Raw genomic sequence first — 19,804 nt, 5'->3', positions numbered from 1 at the left:
AGAAATCTATTTAAAAGGCTTCGGTAAAGGTAAGGTAGAAACCGCTGTCATCATCGCTAAAGCCGAGATCGACACGTACGTTCATCCTAGGTTGCAATTCATAGCGGTAGCCAAAGCCATAGCTATATAGCAGTTTTTCGTACAGCTGGGTGTCTGTTCCTGCAATGGAGCCTACGCCCGCCCAAAGGGTGGCGCCATGCGCTGACAGTTCGCCGTTGTCACGCAAGAAGGTGTGGCGATATTCAAGGGTGTGTTCGATAGCAGACTTATCGCGGTATCGCCCTTGGTAGAGGCCACGTAGCGAAGACTGTCCACCTAGAGATGGCAGATCATAGTAAGGCACATCGCCTTCACTCCACTGATAAGCATTGTAAAAAGCCAGCACTCGCCCTAACGCTACAGTGAGGTAATAGCGATGACCGAGTAAGATTTTTTGATATTGGTTATCGCTACCAAAGCCAGAGTTGTAGTTGATATATTCAACATTCAGGTACTGACCCTGCCAAGCGTTTACTGTGACATCACGGCTGTCATAATTGATTGAAAAACCCAAGCCTACCGACAAAGGCTTATCTTTGAATTGTTGAAAATTGTCATCAGCAATTGCTGTTGGCGGCAAGCTATTTTGGTCTGGCTCGAAGTAATTGACTCGCAGCGCCGGGCCAAAGTAAAAGCCGTAATCGCTCTTAAAGTCTAAGTTGGCATGATAGGTCAGTGAAGTTTTATTCAGTAGGGTATCGTCAGATGCTGATTGCTGTTTGCCTGCGTCATAACCCACTCCCCAGAAGTTTTCACTTTGGCTGGCCAATACAAATAGTCCGTTGTAGCGAATATCATCGTTATCAAAAAATAGGTTTTGTCTTGAGCGTAAGCTGTAGCCGAGGTCGCCATCGCCTTTATTGGCAATACCAAAAAGTGACACGCTTGAGCGCTGCAAGTCACTCTGTTCTCGCTCAGTTTTGAAGGAATACAGACCGCCGAGGGCGAGCATTAAGCCGTTTTCCGGTGTGAATGCGGGTCCACCTAAAACATCGAACATGGCTAAGCCGTTTTTAGCGATATGGCTACGCTTGGCATAATCAAGATCGGTTTGTGCTTTGTCGATTTCATCGCATGCTAGATCGTTTTGGCACTCATCAGCTTGATGGTTGAGGTCGTCCATGGCTTGTTCATAAGCTTGGCTGCGCTGCTCGGCTTCATCCTGACTGTGAAAAAATGGCAGTTCGCTATTTTTAGTCGGTAGATCTAGCTGGGTTTGAGTGGCATTGGCGAGATTGCAAAGAAGGATAGTTGCTAACGCTAGACTGGCGCGCAATAAGCCTTGTGTGGTGTTCAAATAGTGTCCCCTGACATGGTGTGAATTCAGCTGAATTCGAGTAGGCGCAAGAGTACGGTAGAATTTATCGAAAACAAGTATTACTCAGGGCGGAATATCAAAAAGATTGCGACCCATATCTCGTTTGCAGTAAATGGTTTTCATTGTGTTGCTATTGTGAGCGGACATGGGGTGTTGGAGGGTGAATAGCCAATAAATCATGACGTCGCAGTTTTTGCATTTAACCCAATATTTTTCGAGTTTAATTAGTTAACTTTGTGCTACTTTAACGCCAGACTATAGAGACGCTAACGTTCACGATAAACTAAGCCAAGTTTATCTAAGATCAGATTGAAGGAACAGAGAATGAGCAAAGCTAAAATCGGTATTGTTACGGTAAGTGATAGAGCCAGTGCGGGGATCTATGAAGATATCTCTGGTAAGGCAATTATCGATGTTCTTAACGAATACCTCACGTCTGAGTGGGAACCTGTTTATGAAGTGATCCCTGATGAACAAGATGTGATTTCAGCGACGCTGATTAAGATGGCTGATGAGCAAAACTGTAGCCTTATTGTCACCACTGGTGGCACAGGACCTGCTAAGCGCGATGTGACTCCTGAAGCGACTGAAGCTGTGTGTGATCGTATGATGCCTGGTTTTGGTGAGCTAATGCGCGCCGAGTCGCTTAAGTTTGTACCAACAGCCATTTTATCGCGTCAAACAGCAGGCCTACGTGGTGACTCGCTTATTGTTAACTTACCGGGTAAGCCAAAGTCGATTCGCGAGTGTTTGGATGCCGTGTTCCCAGCGATTCCATACTGCATCGACCTAATGGACGGTCCTTTCTTAGAGTGTGACGAGTCGGTTATTAAGCCGTTCAGACCTAAAGCTAAGTAAAGCAAGGCCACAGGTTAGTTGGAAGTAGGGCTAAGTGAGCGTGTTTCGATGCACGCCCCTACTATTCCAACTGCATTCTCATTACCCTCTCAACTATCTACACGCATATAGCATCCTTCTACTAATCACACAGATCTTTATTAATCATTCGTACTTGTAGAGCTATGACTTATCATGGTTTTTACATCTTTTCACAAACTTTTAGCTTCTTTGGCTGTTTTTTGGTCAGTCAGTTGAGTTTAGTTGCATTACTCTGGAGTTAATTTCGCCTGCGCGCGATAAATCATAAGGAGTTGTGAAGATGGGCGTGTTCGCTTCGTGGACTATTAAACGAAAATTGATGGCTGTAATGCTGGTCTTTGGGTTAACTGGTGCTGTAATTTTTACTGATGTGGTAGTCAGTACTGCAGAAGTTGAACAGCGATTTAATGAGTACGATCAAGCTGGAGTTAAGAGCCAAGAGTTCATCTTGTCTATTAATCGCGACATGAATTACGTCTCTCGCTTATCTCGTAGCATTATGCTCGGCGATGATTTCAATAAGAATTACAATTTGCTTGAAACCCGTATTCAAGATATCTACCGTCATTTTGAAAATCTAGAATCTTCATTAAGCAAAATGAGCAGCACTGAAGATAGGCAAGAGCTCAGTCAATTAGCTCAAAATTCTAAGCAAGCTACAGAGGCATTTCTTGAAGATGGTCGTGCACGTATGTTGGCATTGCAATCTGTTGAGCGCACACCAGAGCGATTACAAGTTGCTTGGCAAGAGTACCGTAAAGGGGCAAGTCCATTTGCGAATAAGGCCAGAACGACCTTTAAATCTTTAGCGGACTCAGTAGAAAATGCACGCAATCACATACAAAATGCCGCATTGACGTCTATGTCGAATATGCGATTGCAATTAATTGGTTTCACTCTAGGTTGTTTTGGTATTGCAGGGCTCATTCTGTTGTTTGTTTCGCGTGCTATTTTGCGTTCTATTGAAGATATGAAATTCTCTATTACGTCAATCGAGGCCGAGTCGGATCTTACTCGCCGAATTAAAATCACTTCCCAAGATGAACTCGGTCAACTATCTCGCTCTTTTAACTTAATGCTAGATAAGTTCCAAACGAGTTTACAAGGGGTGGCAGAGACCTCATCAGCGCTCGCTGAATCCTCTCAAGGTATGGCGGAGATAACTGCTGATGCAGCTAACTCGGTACAAACTCAGCGTGACGAACTAGAGATGGTAGCAACGGCCATGAATGAGATGACGGCAACCGTGGTTGAAGTGGCTAAAAATGCCAATGATGCTGCTGATGCCGCGGCGCAAACTGATGGCCAGTCTCAGGCGGGCTTAGCCGTTGTGAATAGTACGGTTGAGGCGATTGAGAGCTTAGCTGTGGGTATCGAGCGCGCATCGCAAGTGGTGAAAGATTTAGAGCATGATAGCCATCAAATCGGCTCTATTTTGGATGTGATTAAAGGCATTGCCGAGCAAACTAATTTGTTAGCGCTCAATGCTGCGATTGAGGCGGCGAGAGCGGGTGAGCAAGGGCGAGGCTTTGCGGTCGTTGCTGATGAAGTGAGAACCTTGGCGAGTCGTACTCAAGAGTCGACAGAAGAGATCCAGGTCATGATAGAGAAGCTACAAGGCGGTGCTAAGCTTGCAGCGAGTGCGATGTCCGATAGTCGTCAATATGTCGATGATAGCGTAAGTCATGCCCGCGGTGCGGGTGAGGCACTACAAAGTATCGTCAGTGCGATTGCGACCATTACCGATATGAATACTCAAATTGCCACAGCAGCCGAGGAGCAAAGTACGGTATCTGAAGAGATAAATACTAATATCGTTAATATCAGCCACGCGGCAGAGCAAACTGCCAATGGCACGAATATTAGCTCTCAGGAGAGTGAAAACTTAGCCCATATGGCTAAACGCCTGTCAGTGTTGGTACAAGAGTTTAAAATCTAACTGTCATCCAGTATCGGTCTCTCTTTTTTGAGGGGCCTACTGGCGTGGGTAGGTAAATGATTACCCGCACTGTCGATATTAGCCACCTTTACGGGCAATAATATAAGCGCTGTAGCCCGTTAGCAGCAGTAGGCTAGGGATTGCAATGAAGTGGGCAAACAAGTTCGGTTCGGTGCTGAAATTAAGCCAAAGCAACAAGCCCCAGCTTGGGAGTAAGTAGCTCAAGCTTAACACTTTATGACTAATCGGCTTATATTTGAGTGCTTTTTTGCTTGCTGACTTATATCTAGTTGCTCTATCACTTAGCATGTTATTGCTTTTGGTGGTGTCGTTTGACGAAACGGTAACTCGCTTGCTTAACATTCTACTCATTCTCTGATCCATATTCATATTGCTTTTCATAACAGCGCTCCTGCGACTACAGCTTTCAATAACTGTCAGTATAAAAACTAGATAAATCACTTTTAAGTGTCATTATTGACAGAATTAAGGTGATAAGTGACAGGCTGAAGGGTTATGAAACGAATAGTTGTATTAGCTGCCGATAATGCGGTGGCTGGTGGCATTCTTAGTTTTATGGATGTTTTCAGCTTTTGTAATACTTATTGGAAAGTGACTCATCCAGATGCTGATGAGGCATTGTTTGAGTGTGCGGTGATGTCGCCTGATGGTGAGCCAATAATAAGTGATTATAACGTAAAGCTTCCTGTCATAGCCCATGAGGATGCCGAGCATTATCTAAGTCATGCCGATGCCTTAGTTGTGGCTTCGGCAACGATCACTAACCGGCAACAGCTTACTGCCTACCTAACAGATTTTGAACCTCATATTGCAACCTTGAGAGACTTTTCTCATACAGGTAAACCTATTGGCGCTTACTGCTCAGGCACCTTGATGCTAGCAGCTTCAGGCTTGCTCGATGATAAGAGGGCGACATGTGTATGGTGGTTGGCTGAATTGTTTAAACGCAGCTTTCCTCGTGTGAAATTATGCAGTGAGCATGTAGTGCTTAATGATGGGCAGTTCTATACGGCGGGGGCAACCAGTGCCAATCTGAGCTTAGCTTTGCAGTTGATACAAAGGCTGGCTGGAGAGCAAATTGCGACTCAGATGGCCAAGGTTTTATTGATCGATCCTAACCGAACCTCTCAACAAGCTTTTATGACCCTTGATGCAGATCTACAGCATAAAGATGAGTTGGTTAATCGTATTCAAGACTGGATGCAGTTGCACCTTAATAAAAACTTATTACTTGATGAGATAGCTGACAAATTTGCCGTTGGTAAACGCACCTTGATTAGGCGGTTTAAAAAAGCTATTAATCAAACACCAGCCAGTTATATTCAACGGCTTAGGGTGGATGAAGCTAAACGATTATTAGAAACAACGGAGCTTGCGATTGAGCAGATAGTAGAGCAGGTTGGCTATGAGGATGTTAGCTCATTTAGAAAGCTATTTATTCAAACAACCAGTTTGTCGCCTAGGGCCTATCGGCAGAAATTCAATACTCATGACTGCTGCTAATGGTAATTGCTGGTCGCAATTGAATGAGCGTTAAGCTTATTCCATCAACACTATGAGTGTGTGAACCTGACTATATTTATGTTACCGGTTACAGTGAATTGATCGTCGACTTTAGATCATAGCTATTATCGGTGACGATTTTCTCAAGTACTTCTATTCGCTGTTCTAAATGCCTGTTTTGCTTACGCAGTAACTCAAGCTCATTATTGGTGATCTCTGAGCCAGTGATCTTACGAGACTTCAGGTAATACTTAAAGGCCTCACCTGCGGTGGCGATAGCAACGATAGCGACAATTAACACGATCATGGGTAGATCCATAGTGGTACTCCTTATTCAGTTATCTATAATCTTTTATTGAGCATTAGCTTTGAGCATTAGTTCGATTCGCATATTTATCAACGACTTTTCCTGTAACCGCCCACACCATTACCCCGCCCCATGCAATCAGTGAAAAGCCCGCAGGGATACAGGCGAGTAAAATAAGTTTGAAGTGTTTGCGGTTAAATACTAATGCCAGCATGGCGGGCAGAAACCAGATAGCGATGACTGCAACAGCAAGCATGGCCATAAAAGCATAGTTATCACTGGCTAAGATGTTGTCGATAAATTCCATTTTTATTTCCTTATTCCATAAGAGAGTTATCTAAATGAGTGCAACTATCGGAGGAGTGCTCCCTCCGATAGTTACGTATTGCTCGTTATAAACCAAATACAATCTTCTCGCTCTTGAGCGACTTTTGCATACCTACAGCAAGACCTAGGGCGATAGCCAAGGTTAGAGCGGATGACACTGCTAGCTGCATCATTGGGAGCTCGCGGCCTTTAATAAATTCAATCAAGGCTTGCAGTTGCCCAGATACCGGCAGCCACTGAATGGTCTCTGGCGCGATATTGTAGCTGGCAGCCATGGCTAACATCATCGGCACCATCAACACGATAGTGATATACGATTGAGCTTCTTTGAAGCTCTTTGCCATAAAAGAGACAAACAGCTGTAAACACGCTGCCATAATTGCCACAGGCAGTCCGACAATGATCATCATTACAATAAAGTTGCTGTTGAGGCTGACGGCAAACCCAAGTTCTTGCCAGGGCACAAAGGCATAAGCAAATTTGGATACAATGAGTGTGAGGACTAAGCCCACCATCGCAAAAATCGTCACCGCAATAATTTTGGCGATAACAATTTCCCAGGTAGAGACTGGGTGACTGAGTAGCAGTGCTAATGAATTACGTTCACGCTCTCCTGCACTGGTGTCGATAGCCAAATTCATGCCTGAGATAAATACCGCGTAGATCATGGTCATGGTGGCTAGGCCTAAGATCATGCCGGCCTTTGAATCTGGCGTGGCTTCATCTTCAACATTGAGCTTAATGGGTTGCATTACTCTAGGATCGATACCGCGGGCGATAAGGCGAAGGCTGCCCATTTCACCACTATATTCTTGTAAGCTCTTTTCTAATCGACGAATCGAGATCTGCAGTTTTTCATTTGACGCATCGGCAACCAGTGTTACCTCAGCGCTAAGCCCTTTGGCCATATTGGCTGCATAGTCATCACTGATGATGAGCTGAATGTCCTTAGTGTCTTCGTTATCACCTTGAGAGATCCCACGGCTCGATAGAAATTTAACCAGATCCGGTGCACCCTGTGCGTTGGTCATTTTTATATTAAGATCTTCAGGGCTAGTCAGCTGACCAATTAACAGAAAAAACATACCACACATAAGCAGCGGTGCGCCAATCGCGTAATAAAGCCCTGCCATTACCGAGCGTTTATCGCGAGCCGCGTCGATCAGCTCTTTGCGAACCATTGAAATAATTTTGTTACTCATTGAGAAATCCTTTTATCGCCAGTATTAAGCGGCTATGCCTTCATCAGTACCAATCAATTGAATAAAGGCATCTTCGAGCGAGTCCTTACCGGTTTGCTGGCACAATGCTTCTGGGCTACCAATGGCAACCACTCGGCCTTCGGCCATCACTATCACCTGGTCACAAAGTGCGGCGACTTCTTGCATCACATGGCTTGAAAACAGCACGCAATGGCCTTGGTTTTTTAGATCACGCAAGATGTCGCGCAGTACACGGGTACTCATAACATCAAGGCCACGAGTGGGTTCATCGAGAATGATATTGGTTGGCTGGTGGACAATGGCTTGTGCCAATGCCGTTTTCATCCGTTGGCCTTGAGAAAAACCTTTGCACTGTCTATCGGCGATATCAGCAAGGTGTAATCTATCGATAACCTTGCTGGTGGCTAGCTTTGCTTCTTTACGAGACAGGCCATTAAGTTCGGCAAAGTAGCTAATATATTCCCGCGGGGTTAAGCGCTCATACAAACCAAATGGGTCAGGGAATAAGCCTAATTGTTGCTTGGCAGCGACCGGTGATACCGCGATATCAATACCATCGATTTCGGCGTTACCATTATCAGGCTTTAAAAGGCCAAACACGGTGCGTAAACAGGTAGTTTTACCTGCGCCATTTGGGCCGAGTAGACCGGTAATTTGGCCATCTAACGCTGAAAAACTTAAATCATCCAGCGCCTGCACATCTCCGATGCGTTTTGATAAATTTGATACTTTGATCATGGTGGTTTCCTTACTTATTCAGGGCTGTTTGTTTGTCTATTTGTTCATCTTTTTGCTTAGTACTGTCACTAGGAATGGCTTCTACAGTGCTGGCATTGAGATAGAAGTTGCGGCGAATATCTTCCTGTAAGCACTCAGCATCTAGCTCTGCTACAGAGCCTTGCTCAACGAGCTCTGCAATAAGGTCATTACCACAAGACTGGTATGCCACGCCGTGTGTCGCATAAGGGGCGATAAAGTGTTTAGCATTGGTCAGTTTTTCCATGGCAAGTTCTCCCCAGCTCGGTGGCGTAGCGGGGTCTAACTCACCCGAGAGCAATAGGGTTGGGATATCACTGGCTATGGGGTCGCTAAAGCTGGCATCGACCGCAGGCATATTCCACACTGCGCAGGAGTCGGCAAAGGTTTTTAGCATCTCTTTACCAAAGTAGCTCTGGTTTGTTTTTTCGCGCAGTTCAGGCGTCAGGCGTTGCCAATCTTCGCCACATACCACAGAAGCATGCATGCCCATGGCGATACCCGCATTGTCTATGCCCATGGCATAGAGTCCTGTGATGGGTTGATAGTTACCCTTAGCCGCTTGATGAATCGCATGGGGCATGAGTGAGCGGGTGCTGGGATTGTAAAGCGCCATCCGCAACGCGCCTTTAAACTTACCGCGAGTGAGGGTCAGTTGGGTCATTTCACCGGTAAGAGGGTCGGGCACTTGGCTTATTTTTGGCGCTTGTGTTAGCTCAGCATCGACCTTTTCAAGATCGGCACTAAGCTCAGGGAATTGTGTATGACAAAGACTGTTGTTGGCGCAATCTTCGATAAGCAGATTGAATGCACGGGCAATGGCATCGCCAATAGCGAGCACACTTTGCTGCATTGGCACTACACCATCTAGGGTTACCGTTGCTAGGCTTGTCGGATAGTGATGCATATACAGCTGTGCCATACGCGTGCCGTAAGACACGCCGTATAGGTGCAGTTTTTGATAACCTAAGTGCTGTCTAACCGCTTCAAAATCTTTAAGTGCGCTAAGGCTGCCGTATTGAGTGACATCGGCATCAAGGCTATCTAGGCATTTTTGGGTTTCAACCCGGGTATCAAAATCACTTTCATTAACCGCCAGAGCACTTTCAAAGCCATCGCCAATACATTGCAGTGGGCTCGACTGACCAGTGCCGCGCTGGTCGATAAGGATGACATCTTCGGTTTGGCGTACCTTGGTCAGCATGCGATCGAAACCGCGGGCATTTTCGATGGCTGATTGCCCTGGCCCGCCAGCGATTGCGAGCAAGGCTTGGTTCTTGCTACCAGGCTTGATGGCTGGCATCACCACGTAATGAATTTGGATCTGTTTGCCATCTGGCTTGGCGTAATTCTCAGGAACCGAGATAGAGCCGCATTGCATCTGCTCCGATAATCCGTCGACATAGCAAGCTTGTTGATTGTTAGGTTTTAGTTGTGCAGTGTTGGCTGATGTGTCCGCTTGAGCTGAAGGAATGAGTAGTCCAGCACCGAGTAAGATAGCCGTAGCTAAAGGTTTTTTATGCCATAGCGCGGGGGCTACTCGAGCGCGAATTTGAGAGTACATTCCATGAAGCATGATACTGATTCCTTTTTGCAATTTAGCGTATCTAAATAAGAGCCTTGTTAATGTATCAATGTCTTTATGCAGTGGCTAACTACTTTTGTTCAGTTCAATGCTCTAACTGAACAAGTACGGGAGTTAATGGGCTACAAATCATGTAGACGCTTTGGTTTGCAAAACAACGGTTATGGCGGGGAGATCTACTGCGGTCATAATGTTAAAACAGCACTGATAATCGAGCGATCAACCAAGATGGTTAAAGTTTAATCTATTTGCTTGCGCTGGGAATAGCACAATATCGCTACAGGTGTTAATAAATTATTTTTGTTTTAATTTAGATGCTTAGCTTAAAAGACTTGCTGTTAAATAAAGGCCGCTCACATCGCAGGACGGTCTTTTTTTGTGTTTGAGTTAACAAAAATAGAGCAAAAACTCTTAGTGTTTAGAGCGTCTTCTAGTAGACTTGCCGAAAAGCGGAACACTTGTAAGCTAAAAGGTAGTTATTTTATGTCGCTCGAGCAATATCACGTAGTACGATTAATACAGCAACAGAGCCAATCACTTGGCGACGCTATTGCGCTCGAAGGATTCGAAACTGCAGCGCCTTGGCATCAAGTGAGTTGGACTCAATTCGATACCATCACCTCTAAAATTGCACGGGTGTTAATTCAGTTTGGTATTGAATCCCATGACCGCGCAGTTATTTTGTCGCAGAACTGCCCGCAGTGGACCTGTGCCGATTTGGGCTTACTCAAAGCCAAAGCTGTCGTTGTGCCTATCTACCCAACCAGCACAATGGAGCAAGCGGCTTACATTGTTAACGACGCAGCAGCAAAGCTGATTTTTGTGGGTGATGCGGCGCAGTATGCAATGGCATGTGAGCTAGCCGCCCAATGCGATAGCCTGACAAGTGTGGTGGTTTTCGACCAATCAGTTGAGTTACAAGATAAGCAAAACCATTTTTATTTGGATGAACTGCTTGCGCGTGAACTTGATGTGGCAGCAGACGCCGAACTTGAAAAGCGTTTGAACGACAAGAATTTAGATGATCTACTGACGTTAATCTACACCTCAGGCACAACGGGCGACCCTAAAGGCGTAATGCTTGATTACCGCAACATTGCCTCTATGGTGCGTCAGCATGACACATTATTACCTTTTACTCCTGGTGATGTGTCGTTAGCATTCTTACCGCTTAGCCATGTATTTGAGCGCGGTTGGAGCTTCTATGTATTGTGTCGTGGTGGCCGTAACGTATACCTGTCGAATCCAATGGCGGTAAAAGAGGCGATTGTTCAAGTTCGTCCGCACACATTATGTGTGGTGCCGCGCTTCTTAGAAAAAGTGTATAGCGCCGTACAAGATAAGGTGATTAAAGCACCTGAAATGCGCCAAAAAATGTTTACCTGGGCAATGTCTGTTGGTCATAAACAGTCTGAAGTGGGCCAAGGTCGCCATAAAGCATCGTTGGGCTTAAGCTTGCAATGGAAATTAGCCGATAAGCTGGTTTTCAGTAAGTTAAAGCAGGTGTTAGGTGGTCGTCTTAAGTTTATGCCTTGTGGCGGCGCAGCACTAGATCCAAACGTCAGTGCTTTCTTCCAAAGCATCGATGTACCTGTGCTATGTGGTTACGGCATGACAGAAACGACGGCAACGGCGACCTGTAATACCTTGGCTAACCGCGTTCCCGGTTCTAACGGCCAGGTACTGCCAGAAGTTGAGATTAAACTCGGTAAAGATAACGAAATTTTAGTACGCGGCGACACTGTGATGCGTGGTTACTACAACCGTCCAGAAGAAACAGCCGAAACATTTGAAGATGGCTGGTTGAAAACTGGTGATGCGGGTCGTATCGATGAAAACGGTAACTTGTTTATCACTGACCGCATTAAAGAGCTCATGAAAACTTCAAACGGTAAGTATATTGCGCCGCAACGTGTTGAAGGCAAAGTAGGTTGTTGCCCATTCATCGAGCAGGTAGCGATTGTTGCCGATGCGCGCAACTACGTAACCGCGTTAATTGTGCCAGCATTTGAGTCGTTAGAGGCTTGGGCAAAAGAGAAAGGCGTAAATTACGAGTCGCAGCTGGATCTATTGCGTCATAGTCACGTGGTTGAGCATTTTGAGCAGCGTCTTAAGACATTACAAAGCGAGCTAGCTGGCTTTGAAAAGATTAAGAAGTTTACCTTGTTACCCGATGCATTCTCGATGGAAGCGGGCTTAATTACCCCTACCATGAAGCTACGTCGTAAAGTGATTTATCACAAATACGCACGTGAAATCGACAAGATGTACAGCCGTTAATACGGGCTTAAGTCATCGTCATTAAGTGAAAAGGCACGCATTAGTGTGCCTTTTTTATGTCTGGAACATTTATGCCAACACCCATGGACGGATAGTGTTGGTATTTATGTCTGGCCATAAATGTTGCATTCATTTATTGGCATTTCCACCTGCAAATCTTTAATTCCAGCGCAGTTAACCGCAATTGCGTTGCGGCCCTTTTAAGCCTGCTATTTATCGGTAGAATGGAGCCGATAAAACTCTAATAATGATCTCAGCAATAACAATAACAACAAGGAATACCAGCGTGCAAGAGACTGCATTTAGCCTGACACTACAACCAAGATTTTGTGAAACTGACGCCTTAGGGCATATCAACAATACCGTTATACCGGTGTGGTTTGAGGCGGCGCGTGAGCCTATTTTCAAAATTTTCAACCCAACACAAGATCTCACTAAGTGGAACTTGATTGTCGCGGGCTTTACCATCGGCTTTAATGCGCCAACCTACTTTGCCAGCGACGTAACGGTAAAAACCTGGGTGAGCCGTATCGGAAATAGCAGTTTTGAGTTAACCCAAAGCTGTTGGCAGAACGGCAAAAAGACCGCGGAAGCGCAAACGACCATGGTGCATTACGACTATACGAGCGAGAAAAGCCAGCCTCTAAGTGCTGATATTCGAGAGCAGTTAGCGTTGCTGACAGGCGAGTAGTGTAATGAGTATGGGCTCGTGAAAATGAGCCTTGAGTTTGAGTACGTTGTTATTTTTTGCTCAAAAACTTCTGCACGTACCAGCAGCTCGCTTCAATTTCAAAACCTTGCGATTTGGCCCATCTTAGGCCATTACGCACCAGTTTTTCAGCTAAGCCTTTGCCACGCAGCTCCGGCGGCACGTAGGTGTTGTTGAAATTACAGCGGCGAGCCGGTGAGTCAGCGCTGCTATTATCAAACAGCTCATAAGCTAATACGGCTTGCGCCCCGTCTAGGTTAATAACGAATCGACTTTCATCTACTAGGTGAACGACTTCACTCATAAAGGCTCCCATCCATTTTTTACTGATACGTGCTTTAGTAACAGCGCTAGATACTAAAGTTAAACACTAAAATTTAAACACGAAAACTTAAATATTATGCTGCCTGTTCATAGGTTTTTAAGGCATCGATTAACTCTGGCGTGAGTTTGGCTTTTTGGCCTGTTTTAAAGTTAAACATCACCACCTGCGATGAGCCAAGTGTGGTGACGGCTTTTTGGCTCAGGCTATATACACTGTAGTGCATCATGAATCGGTCATCTTTAATATCACTAATGCTAACACCAACCGTTAAGGTATCAGGAAAGGTGACCGGACGCTTATAGCGCGCTTGGTTTTCGCTAATCACAGGGCCAACTGCTGTTGTTTGTAACTCTTCCAATAAGTTAATTTGATTGAAAAAGTCGATTCTAGCTGTCTCAAAATAGCGGAAATACACCACATTATTAACGTGTTGCAAGGCATCCATTTCGCCCCAAGCGACTACAATTTGGGTGTTGATGGGATATTGCTTAAGAAAATTATCCATAATGCTCTCTAGTTGATTCGTATCAATATTTAAACGGACGTTTAACTTTTGACCAGCATAACAGCATGTTTATCAGGCAACAAGGCAATGGATAATGCTAACTAGTATAAGTGGGGGTATATGCAAAGAATGACTAAATGGTTAGCAATCGCGTTACTGCTCAGCTTTGGGCAACTGAGTCAGGCGGCGGTAGTAAATCAATTTATTGAGGCTGAAACTCGACAAGAGCTTAGGGGATATCGATTGCTTAAAAGTATTGAGCCGCAGTTGCAACAGCTGTACTTAACTTTACCCATGCAGCACAAATTAACCGTGGTGTTTGGTTCGCAAGATGGACCATTGTTTGACCCTGAGACAATGCAAATAGAAATCCCTTATCACTTCGTCACTGAGGTGCTTAATCGCTTTACCAAAGATGAATATCAGCAAACGGGAGTAAGCCCAAAAACCGCCACTCAAGATGCTCTGCTCCATACATTAGGTCACGAGTATGGCCACGCCTATATTTACGCTAATGATGTAATCGTACTTGGGCGGGAAGAAGATGCGGTGGATACCTTGGCGACATTATTACTTATCAATGCTTTTGAACAGGGCGCAGAAATTGCGTTAAGTGCAGCTGACCTATTTGCGCTCGAAGATGAAGGCATTGATGAGCTGGCAGATGGTGATTTTAGTGATGAACATAGCCTAGATGCACAGCGATACCATGCAAGCGTATGCCTAATTTATGGTAGCAATCCTGAGAAATATGCAAGTCTGCTGGCAGGCTCTGAACAAGGCATAGAAAGAGCGGTGATGTGTGAAGAGGAGTACGCTCGTCAAAGTGATAACTGGGAGAGGTTAAAAAGCCGCTATTTAGCAAAATAATGCACTTGAAAGTCGGCAAATACTAAGCGTGTTTACTTATATACCCAAACGACTTGAACATGCTCATTTCAGAGGCCTTGCGCAAAGCCTTCTTCGATGGGGTTTAATGCACTTTCTGCTGCGTTATTGATCTTGCTAAGGGAACAACCATTAACTGCAATCAACGCCTTGCTTAAAGCGCATTAAATTCCCACTGAACCCTGCATCTTCAGGTGGCTTGGGTATAGTAATAGAAAATGTTGGTAAATTGTTGCCAAGCGTTTATGGTATACGCTTCTTGTGCAATTAATAATGAATGGGGCCAGTTTTTTTATGACGGCAACAAAAATAATAACAATGCCCGCAGCTTTTCAAATCATATTGTCTTCGGTTAAGGGATTCTACCAAAAGCGAATTTCAGGCTTAGGGCAAAAGCTATCAGTACTGACTTTCGCGCAATACCTATATGTGTTAGCGGGATTAATTGCTATTTTTGCGGACTCATTTAGTTGGGTTGCTGTGTTAACTGTGTTGGCGTTAACGATAGAGCTGTTACCTATTTTTGAGCGAATTTGGCATAGCTTAGTTGGTAAAGCAGTGCTGTTGCTGTTTTATGCCGTGGTGGCTAACTTTGCTTTGAGTTGGGCCGGCGGAGTCGTCAATGATGTGATTGGGGTGTCTGCCGCGCATGTTGCTTATACTCACAATTTAGCGATTTTGCTTTATATCCCAGTATGGTTTGTGTTTATCACCGCCCTGGTTATTCTCGCCGCGCAGTTGTTGGTACCTTTCTATTTAATGCTTGCTTTAATGCTCGCGCCATTAGGCATAAAACTGCCTAAGTTGACCCAAAATGTGCATTTTCAAAAACTCACTTGGCTATTGCGTTTAATGTTGGCAACAGGCTTGCTTGCTCACCTTGTTTTATATGTATTGCCAGAGCTTGAAGCAGAGCAGTTACAACAAACTATTACTCGTGATATCACTGTTGGCTTGGTACCTACTGCGACCACTATAAGTGCCGAAGATGCAGAGCTAAAGGGTATGACAGATGAGTATTTGCAGACACGTTATGAGTACCAAGCATTTGTGCGACAGATGATTGCACTCTTTGCATTTGAGTTTGAAGCTGACAGTAAATCTAGGTGTCAAAAGGATGTTGATTCAAGAGTGGTTGAGCTAAACGATTATGAGATCATGGAGGTTTATCGAGATAAGGCGCAACTGGATGGCTTTAGGTTTGAAGTGAAAAAGTGTATTTCACCCGCCTTTCCAGTGGTAAGTTGACCATAAAAAGTAACAAAAAAGGGCCATAAAGGCCCTTTTTTAATGTGCTCTAGTTTAGTCGATTTTCAGTTCGCTAAAGCTAGTAATGGTTCTAAAGTCACCAGTGCGTTGGCTATCATCACGTACCATCTGCACGACTTTTAAGCCTGCTTCACTAGCGGCTTTTAGCTCTTCAAGCACGTCAGATACAAACAAAATCTGCTTCGGGCTTAGGCTAATCGTGTTGACGATATTGCAATACGCTTGCTTGAAGCGCTTGTTACCTGTGCGTGTGTCGAAGTGACCGTTAAACTTATCGTTTAGATCGCCCGCATCGCTGTGGCTAAACAGTAGTTTTTGCGCTTCAACCGAGCCAGAAGAGAAGCTATAAATACGTAAACCTTGTTGCTTGTAGCCATCTAATGCTTCGATAAAATCAGGGAAGATGTGCCCTTTAAACTCACCATTGGCGTAGCCTTGTTTCCAGATCAAACCTTGCAGGGTTTTCAGTGGTGTGGCTTTACGATCTTCTTCAATCCACTGTAATAAAATTTCGGTCACACGAGCAAGGCTTGCATCAGGCTCCAGTGCGATATCTTGCACATCGCAAATGCAGTTATCTACGAGTACATTATGTTGATTCTGTTCCAGAAAAGCGGGTAAGGCCTTAGCTGAATAAGGAAATAGTATATCCTCAATAAAGTTAAGGTCGGTAGTCGTACCGGCTGTATCTACGACGATGGCTCTGATACCCATAATGTTTGGTTACTCCGCAATGTGGATTACTGTAGTCGAGATCGATTTAGTGCTCAGATCCTAAGCTGAATTAGCTCGGCTGGCTAGTGTAATCGGCGCTCACCCTGTACTAAATTTACAGTTTTTTCTGATTGTTGGCGACTAATATCTAATATTGACTAACCAAGCTGAGTTATTCATTAAAACACTCGCAGCGGTTATTTTGATTGCTCGTGGTTCATTTTGTCTAAACCCTGAGTCGTAGTTGTTTATTAAGTAATCTACTGTTAACTTGGTCAGTTATTTAACGATTTGCTTAACTACTTAGCTAGCTAGCTAGCGAGTGGCGGCAACGGCGCTAATTTAAATGGCTAGATCTAGATAGCTAGCTTTAAATGAGTAAACTTCAAGGATCGAAAATGACCAGAATATTTTTTATCGCGTGCTTATTCGTGCCACTCTTCAGTGCTAATGTAAGCGCCACACATAGCGTGGTAGAGCCATTAACAGTAACTTCAGAGCTAATCGAACCCGCAGAGTTTACTGTGACGTTACCGCCCAGTTATGGCACCAAACCAGATAAAGAATATATCGTGCTAGTTGATTTTCATCCACGAAGCCAAGCCTTGCTCGCGGGCATGCATGACTGGATGAGCCATAACGGTGATTGGCCCTGGTTAGAGACGATAATCGTCACGGCGCCTGATGGCCATCAAGGCTTAGGCGAACTAAAAAGCGCAGCGATTGAAGAACGCGGTAATCAACAGTTACTCGATTACCTCGAACAAAACCTACTGCCCGCTATCGACAAGCAATACCGCACTAATGGTTTTCGCATTTTAAATGGCTTTACCGGTAATGCAGGGCTGGGATTATATACCTTAATCAATCGCCCCAGCTTGTTTAATGCCTACTTTGTAGCAAGCCCTGTGCTAAGTAAAGATTTTGCCTATGTCATTAAAGATGCGCCGAAAAAGCTTGCTGATATGCAAGGTAATCCTCGATTTTTGTTTATGACGACTAATGACAGCAAACATGATCAACAGCAGCTTGCTGCATTTGCAGAAATGGAAGCCATTCTTGAAGCCAACGCCAATGATACTTTGGATTACCGCATTAAGCGTTTTGATGGCAGTTACTATATGACTCAGCCTGTGCTGGCAGCCGCTTATGCGATTGAAGCCTTGTTTGATGACTATCATCAAGTATTGACGGCAGATTCAGAGATTTCTAAGCAAGGTCCACAAGCTATTGTGGCGCATTACCAGTTTTTATCTGAGCAAAAATACGGTTTTAAAGTGCCAGCGACTCGCTCATTGATTAAGCTGGGTGATTCTTACCTTGAAACAGAACCGACTAAGGCGATTGAAGTATATAAAGTGGCAATCACTGATGATCCTAAAACGGTTTCCGCCTATGACGCTGTTGCTGGCGCTTATGCAAAGCTCGGGGATTTTGAGCAAGCGATAAAATATCAAGGATTAGCGCTAGATAAAACTAACCACTCTTTTTATAAAAAGAAGTATTCGGAAAAGCTGGCTATGTATAAGCAGCAGAGCAAGCTCTAACTCCTAACGCTTAAATTTCTAACCTTTAAGCCCCGAGCCTTTATGGCAACTTAAACGCTAGCCTTTTGGTTAGCGTTTTACGTTTTTTAAGCGCAGTTAAAGGTACTTTTTCTGCTTGCTACTGACTTTTTTCAAGTAGTTACGCGTTTCTTGGCGGTTATGGCGGTTAGTCAAAAACCAATAAAATTCGCTGACCGTCATCTTATTAATCCGCGCTAAGGCCTTGGTGCGATTCCCCCTAGAGTCGAGACTCTTCCACAGATTACCCGCACCGCCGTTATAACTGGAGATCACCGCGTACTCACGTTTCTTAGGATGGGTAATCCCCTTAAGGTAGCGGCTTGAGAGTATCTTTAAGTAGCCAGTGCCCACCTCGATATTTTTGGATGGATCATAAAGGTAAGCCGATGACGGCGTATGTTTATAGCCTTGGATTAAGCTGAAATAGTCACGACCTGCGGTATTGGCTTTAATCTGCATCAGGCCAAGTGCATTCGAGCGTGAACGTGCTAGTGGATTAAACGAGCTTTCGGTCTCAATAATCGCCATAATTAAATCTGTGCTAATGCCGTGTTTACGGCTCGCACTGCGGGCATAGTTGATGTACTTGTTACCGGCGATGGTGGTGTGTTCTTTCACCATGTGAATCGCGACTCTAAAGCGCGAGTTAACCCGTTTACTTTTAGCGACTAGGTGGTCGGCGTAACGCGATGCCCGCCATTGAAACTCAATCGCTTTACCTTCTTGGTCGAGTACTTGCCCCCAAAAGAAGGGCTTTTTCTTTTTACCTATTAAACCAAAGTCTTGTGCGGTTTTAGCATCGATAACCTTAGGGTCTATTTGGGTCAGCAGCACCTGTACCACAGCTTCTTTTAGCTGCGCTTTACTGCTGGTTTCGACCAAGATTAAACCACGTTTAAAGTCGACGTAGGTTGAGGCTTGTTCGCTCTCATTAAACACCAAAACAGACGGTACGATTGGCCGCGAGTTAGCATCTTGCCCCTGATACTCCTGTAGCAATGCCGCGACATCGGCATCGTAGTCGCTCAAGTCTAATTTGCTACTGTTAGCGCTAGCGTGATTCGCTATGGCGATAGCGATTACGCTGAACACGAGTATAAGTAGCTGTGATAGGTATTTAGACATTTATCAGTGGGTTAGGTTTTTGTGGGGTGATTATACAATGGTAATTGCTCAGGCGTTAGCTGATGGCTAACTTTTCATTTTTAATCATCAAACTTCGTTTGATAAATCTATCAGGCTACGCCTGAACTCTATAGTTAGACTTCGTCTAACAACCAAAGTCGTGGGATTCCATCCCATATTTACGGCTAATCAAGCTGTGCTTGATAAAGGTCGTGAGCTTCCAGCTCACACACGGCCAAAAGGGGGACAACAGCAATCCCCTCTTGGATCACCCCTGCCGCCCTGACGAAGTTGTTGATCCTGATGTGGTCAACTAAAACTGTACACCAACAGGGGATGCGTATTTACGCAGCCATTTCGGCCGCTGTTGGTGTCATGTAATTATTATAACTATGACCCCGTTTTGTATTGTAGTGCTTCAAGATATAGTTGATGCAGTCGAACTTAGCTTCCTTAAAACTGTTGTAGCCGTATTTAGGCATCCACTCTGTTTTAAAGCTCCTAAAAAAACGCTCTATTACCGC

20 protein-coding genes are annotated in these 19,804 nt (G+C 44.7%); 8 read left to right on the top strand and 12 right to left on the bottom strand.

Annotated features, from left to right (window positions below):
• Positions 1–10: 10 nt before the first annotated feature.
• Entirely contained in the window at positions 11–1,336 is a 1,326-nt protein-coding gene (locus tag ACVBIK_RS14310; protein WP_447169951.1) for a BamA/TamA family outer membrane protein, read from the bottom strand.
• 345 nt (positions 1,337–1,681) lie between these two features.
• Here ACVBIK_RS14310 and mog point away from each other — a divergent pair, with 345 nt between their 5' ends.
• Complete coding sequence (gene mog, locus ACVBIK_RS14305; RefSeq protein WP_439268080.1) at positions 1,682–2,215, top strand: molybdopterin adenylyltransferase; 534 nt, start codon at positions 1,682–1,684, stop codon at positions 2,213–2,215.
• 301 nt (positions 2,216–2,516) lie between these two features.
• Positions 2,517–4,175, top strand: a complete 1,659-nt coding sequence (locus ACVBIK_RS14300) for a methyl-accepting chemotaxis protein (protein WP_447169950.1) — start codon at positions 2,517–2,519, stop codon at positions 4,173–4,175.
• A gap of 78 nt (positions 4,176–4,253) precedes the next feature.
• On the opposite strand, the gene ACVBIK_RS14295 is transcribed toward ACVBIK_RS14300, so the two are convergent.
• Positions 4,254–4,547: a hypothetical protein gene (locus ACVBIK_RS14295; RefSeq protein ID WP_447162265.1), complete on the bottom strand. Its 294-nt coding sequence runs from the start codon at positions 4,545–4,547 to the stop codon at positions 4,254–4,256.
• A gap of 144 nt (positions 4,548–4,691) precedes the next feature.
• Between ACVBIK_RS14295 and ACVBIK_RS14290 the strand changes: the two genes are divergently transcribed.
• Entirely contained in the window at positions 4,692–5,699 is a 1,008-nt protein-coding gene (locus ACVBIK_RS14290; protein ID WP_447162264.1) for a GlxA family transcriptional regulator, read from the top strand.
• Positions 5,700–5,787: 88 nt separating this feature from the next.
• On the opposite strand, the gene ACVBIK_RS14285 is transcribed toward ACVBIK_RS14290, so the two are convergent.
• From ACVBIK_RS14285 to ACVBIK_RS14265, 5 genes are all read right to left on the bottom strand, one after another.
• Positions 5,788–6,018 carry a hypothetical protein gene (locus tag ACVBIK_RS14285; protein WP_447162263.1) on the bottom strand — a complete coding sequence of 77 codons (231 nt, stop codon included), beginning with the start codon at positions 6,016–6,018 and terminating at the stop codon, positions 5,788–5,790.
• A 43-nt stretch (positions 6,019–6,061) separates the two neighbouring features.
• Positions 6,062–6,313, bottom strand: coding sequence for a superinfection immunity protein (locus tag ACVBIK_RS14280; RefSeq protein ID WP_447162262.1), 252 nt, complete (start codon positions 6,311–6,313; stop codon positions 6,062–6,064).
• An 85-nt stretch (positions 6,314–6,398) separates the two neighbouring features.
• A complete protein-coding gene (locus ACVBIK_RS14275) occupies positions 6,399–7,535 on the bottom strand; it encodes an ABC transporter permease (RefSeq protein ID WP_447163128.1) in 1,137 nt (378 codons plus the stop codon).
• A 24-nt stretch (positions 7,536–7,559) separates the two neighbouring features.
• Entirely contained in the window at positions 7,560–8,294 is a 735-nt protein-coding gene (locus tag ACVBIK_RS14270; RefSeq protein WP_447169949.1) for an ABC transporter ATP-binding protein, read from the bottom strand.
• A 10-nt stretch (positions 8,295–8,304) separates the two neighbouring features.
• Positions 8,305–9,888 (bottom strand): alpha/beta hydrolase, encoded by a 1,584-nt coding sequence (locus ACVBIK_RS14265; RefSeq protein WP_447169948.1) that lies wholly within the window; start codon positions 9,886–9,888, stop codon positions 8,305–8,307.
• 492 nt (positions 9,889–10,380) lie between these two features.
• Between ACVBIK_RS14265 and ACVBIK_RS14260 the strand changes: the two genes are divergently transcribed.
• Both ACVBIK_RS14260 and ACVBIK_RS14255 read left to right on the top strand, forming a co-directional pair.
• Entirely contained in the window at positions 10,381–12,177 is a 1,797-nt protein-coding gene (locus ACVBIK_RS14260) for an AMP-dependent synthetase/ligase (RefSeq protein WP_447162258.1), read from the top strand.
• 286 nt (positions 12,178–12,463) lie between these two features.
• Entirely contained in the window at positions 12,464–12,868 is a 405-nt protein-coding gene (locus ACVBIK_RS14255) for an acyl-CoA thioesterase (protein WP_447163126.1), read from the top strand.
• A gap of 49 nt (positions 12,869–12,917) precedes the next feature.
• On the opposite strand, the gene ACVBIK_RS14250 is transcribed toward ACVBIK_RS14255, so the two are convergent.
• Together ACVBIK_RS14250 and ACVBIK_RS14245 are read right to left on the bottom strand one after the other, a co-directional pair.
• Positions 12,918–13,190: a GNAT family N-acetyltransferase gene (locus ACVBIK_RS14250; protein ID WP_447159130.1), complete on the bottom strand. Its 273-nt coding sequence runs from the start codon at positions 13,188–13,190 to the stop codon at positions 12,918–12,920.
• Positions 13,191–13,284: 94 nt separating this feature from the next.
• Positions 13,285–13,716 (bottom strand): acyl-CoA thioesterase, encoded by a 432-nt coding sequence (locus tag ACVBIK_RS14245; RefSeq protein ID WP_447163125.1) that lies wholly within the window; start codon positions 13,714–13,716, stop codon positions 13,285–13,287.
• A 120-nt stretch (positions 13,717–13,836) separates the two neighbouring features.
• On the opposite strand from ACVBIK_RS14245, the gene ACVBIK_RS14240 reads away from it, so the two are divergent.
• Together ACVBIK_RS14240 and ACVBIK_RS14235 are read left to right on the top strand one after the other, a co-directional pair.
• Positions 13,837–14,586, top strand: a complete 750-nt coding sequence (locus ACVBIK_RS14240; protein WP_447169947.1) for a DUF4344 domain-containing metallopeptidase — start codon at positions 13,837–13,839, stop codon at positions 14,584–14,586.
• A gap of 336 nt (positions 14,587–14,922) precedes the next feature.
• Positions 14,923–15,852, top strand: a complete 930-nt coding sequence (locus ACVBIK_RS14235; RefSeq protein WP_447169946.1) for a hypothetical protein — start codon at positions 14,923–14,925, stop codon at positions 15,850–15,852.
• Between the two features lie 54 nt (positions 15,853–15,906).
• On the opposite strand, the gene mtnC is transcribed toward ACVBIK_RS14235, so the two are convergent.
• Complete coding sequence (gene mtnC, locus ACVBIK_RS14230; protein WP_447169945.1) at positions 15,907–16,587, bottom strand: acireductone synthase; 681 nt, start codon at positions 16,585–16,587, stop codon at positions 15,907–15,909.
• A gap of 398 nt (positions 16,588–16,985) precedes the next feature.
• Between mtnC and ACVBIK_RS14225 the strand changes: the two genes are divergently transcribed.
• Positions 16,986–18,134 (top strand): alpha/beta hydrolase-fold protein, encoded by a 1,149-nt coding sequence (locus tag ACVBIK_RS14225; RefSeq protein WP_447169944.1) that lies wholly within the window; start codon positions 16,986–16,988, stop codon positions 18,132–18,134.
• Between the two features lie 96 nt (positions 18,135–18,230).
• Here ACVBIK_RS14225 and ACVBIK_RS14220 read toward each other — a convergent pair whose 3' ends face one another.
• Complete coding sequence (locus ACVBIK_RS14220) at positions 18,231–19,247, bottom strand: murein transglycosylase domain-containing protein (protein WP_447169943.1); 1,017 nt, start codon at positions 19,245–19,247, stop codon at positions 18,231–18,233.
• Positions 19,248–19,624: 377 nt separating this feature from the next.
• Positions 19,625–19,804: integrase core domain-containing protein (locus tag ACVBIK_RS14215; RefSeq protein ID WP_447169942.1), on the bottom strand; the 180-nt coding region annotated here is incomplete at its 5' end.

The organism is Shewanella sp. 125m-1 (genome assembly GCF_052977065.1).
Note: the sequence above shows the minus strand (reverse complement) of the source record. Positions and strands in the feature narration are given on the sequence as shown.

Coding starts and splice junctions, on each gene's coding strand:
- mog (WP_439268080.1), top strand. CDS start 1,682: ATGAGCAAAGCTAAAATCGGTATTGTTACGGTAAGTGATAGAGCCAGT.
- ACVBIK_RS14300 (WP_447169950.1), top strand. CDS start 2,517: ATGGGCGTGTTCGCTTCGTGGACTATTAAACGAAAATTGATGGCTGTA.
- ACVBIK_RS14295 (WP_447162265.1), bottom strand. CDS start 4,547: ATGAGTAGAATGTTAAGCAAGCGAGTTACCGTTTCGTCAAACGACACC.
- ACVBIK_RS14290 (WP_447162264.1), top strand. CDS start 4,692: ATGAAACGAATAGTTGTATTAGCTGCCGATAATGCGGTGGCTGGTGGC.
- ACVBIK_RS14285 (WP_447162263.1), bottom strand. CDS start 6,018: ATGGATCTACCCATGATCGTGTTAATTGTCGCTATCGTTGCTATCGCC.
- ACVBIK_RS14280 (WP_447162262.1), bottom strand. CDS start 6,313: ATGGAATTTATCGACAACATCTTAGCCAGTGATAACTATGCTTTTATG.
- ACVBIK_RS14275 (WP_447163128.1), bottom strand. CDS start 7,535: ATGAGTAACAAAATTATTTCAATGGTTCGCAAAGAGCTGATCGACGCG.
- ACVBIK_RS14270 (WP_447169949.1), bottom strand. CDS start 8,294: ATGATCAAAGTATCAAATTTATCAAAACGCATCGGAGATGTGCAGGCG.
- ACVBIK_RS14265 (WP_447169948.1), bottom strand. CDS start 9,888: ATGCTTCATGGAATGTACTCTCAAATTCGCGCTCGAGTAGCCCCCGCG.
- ACVBIK_RS14260 (WP_447162258.1), top strand. CDS start 10,381: ATGTCGCTCGAGCAATATCACGTAGTACGATTAATACAGCAACAGAGC.
- ACVBIK_RS14250 (WP_447159130.1), bottom strand. CDS start 13,190: ATGAGTGAAGTCGTTCACCTAGTAGATGAAAGTCGATTCGTTATTAAC.
- ACVBIK_RS14245 (WP_447163125.1), bottom strand. CDS start 13,716: ATGGATAATTTTCTTAAGCAATATCCCATCAACACCCAAATTGTAGTC.
- ACVBIK_RS14240 (WP_447169947.1), top strand. CDS start 13,837: ATGCAAAGAATGACTAAATGGTTAGCAATCGCGTTACTGCTCAGCTTT.
- ACVBIK_RS14235 (WP_447169946.1), top strand. CDS start 14,923: ATGCCCGCAGCTTTTCAAATCATATTGTCTTCGGTTAAGGGATTCTAC.
- mtnC (WP_447169945.1), bottom strand. CDS start 16,587: ATGGGTATCAGAGCCATCGTCGTAGATACAGCCGGTACGACTACCGAC.
- ACVBIK_RS14225 (WP_447169944.1), top strand. CDS start 16,986: ATGACCAGAATATTTTTTATCGCGTGCTTATTCGTGCCACTCTTCAGT.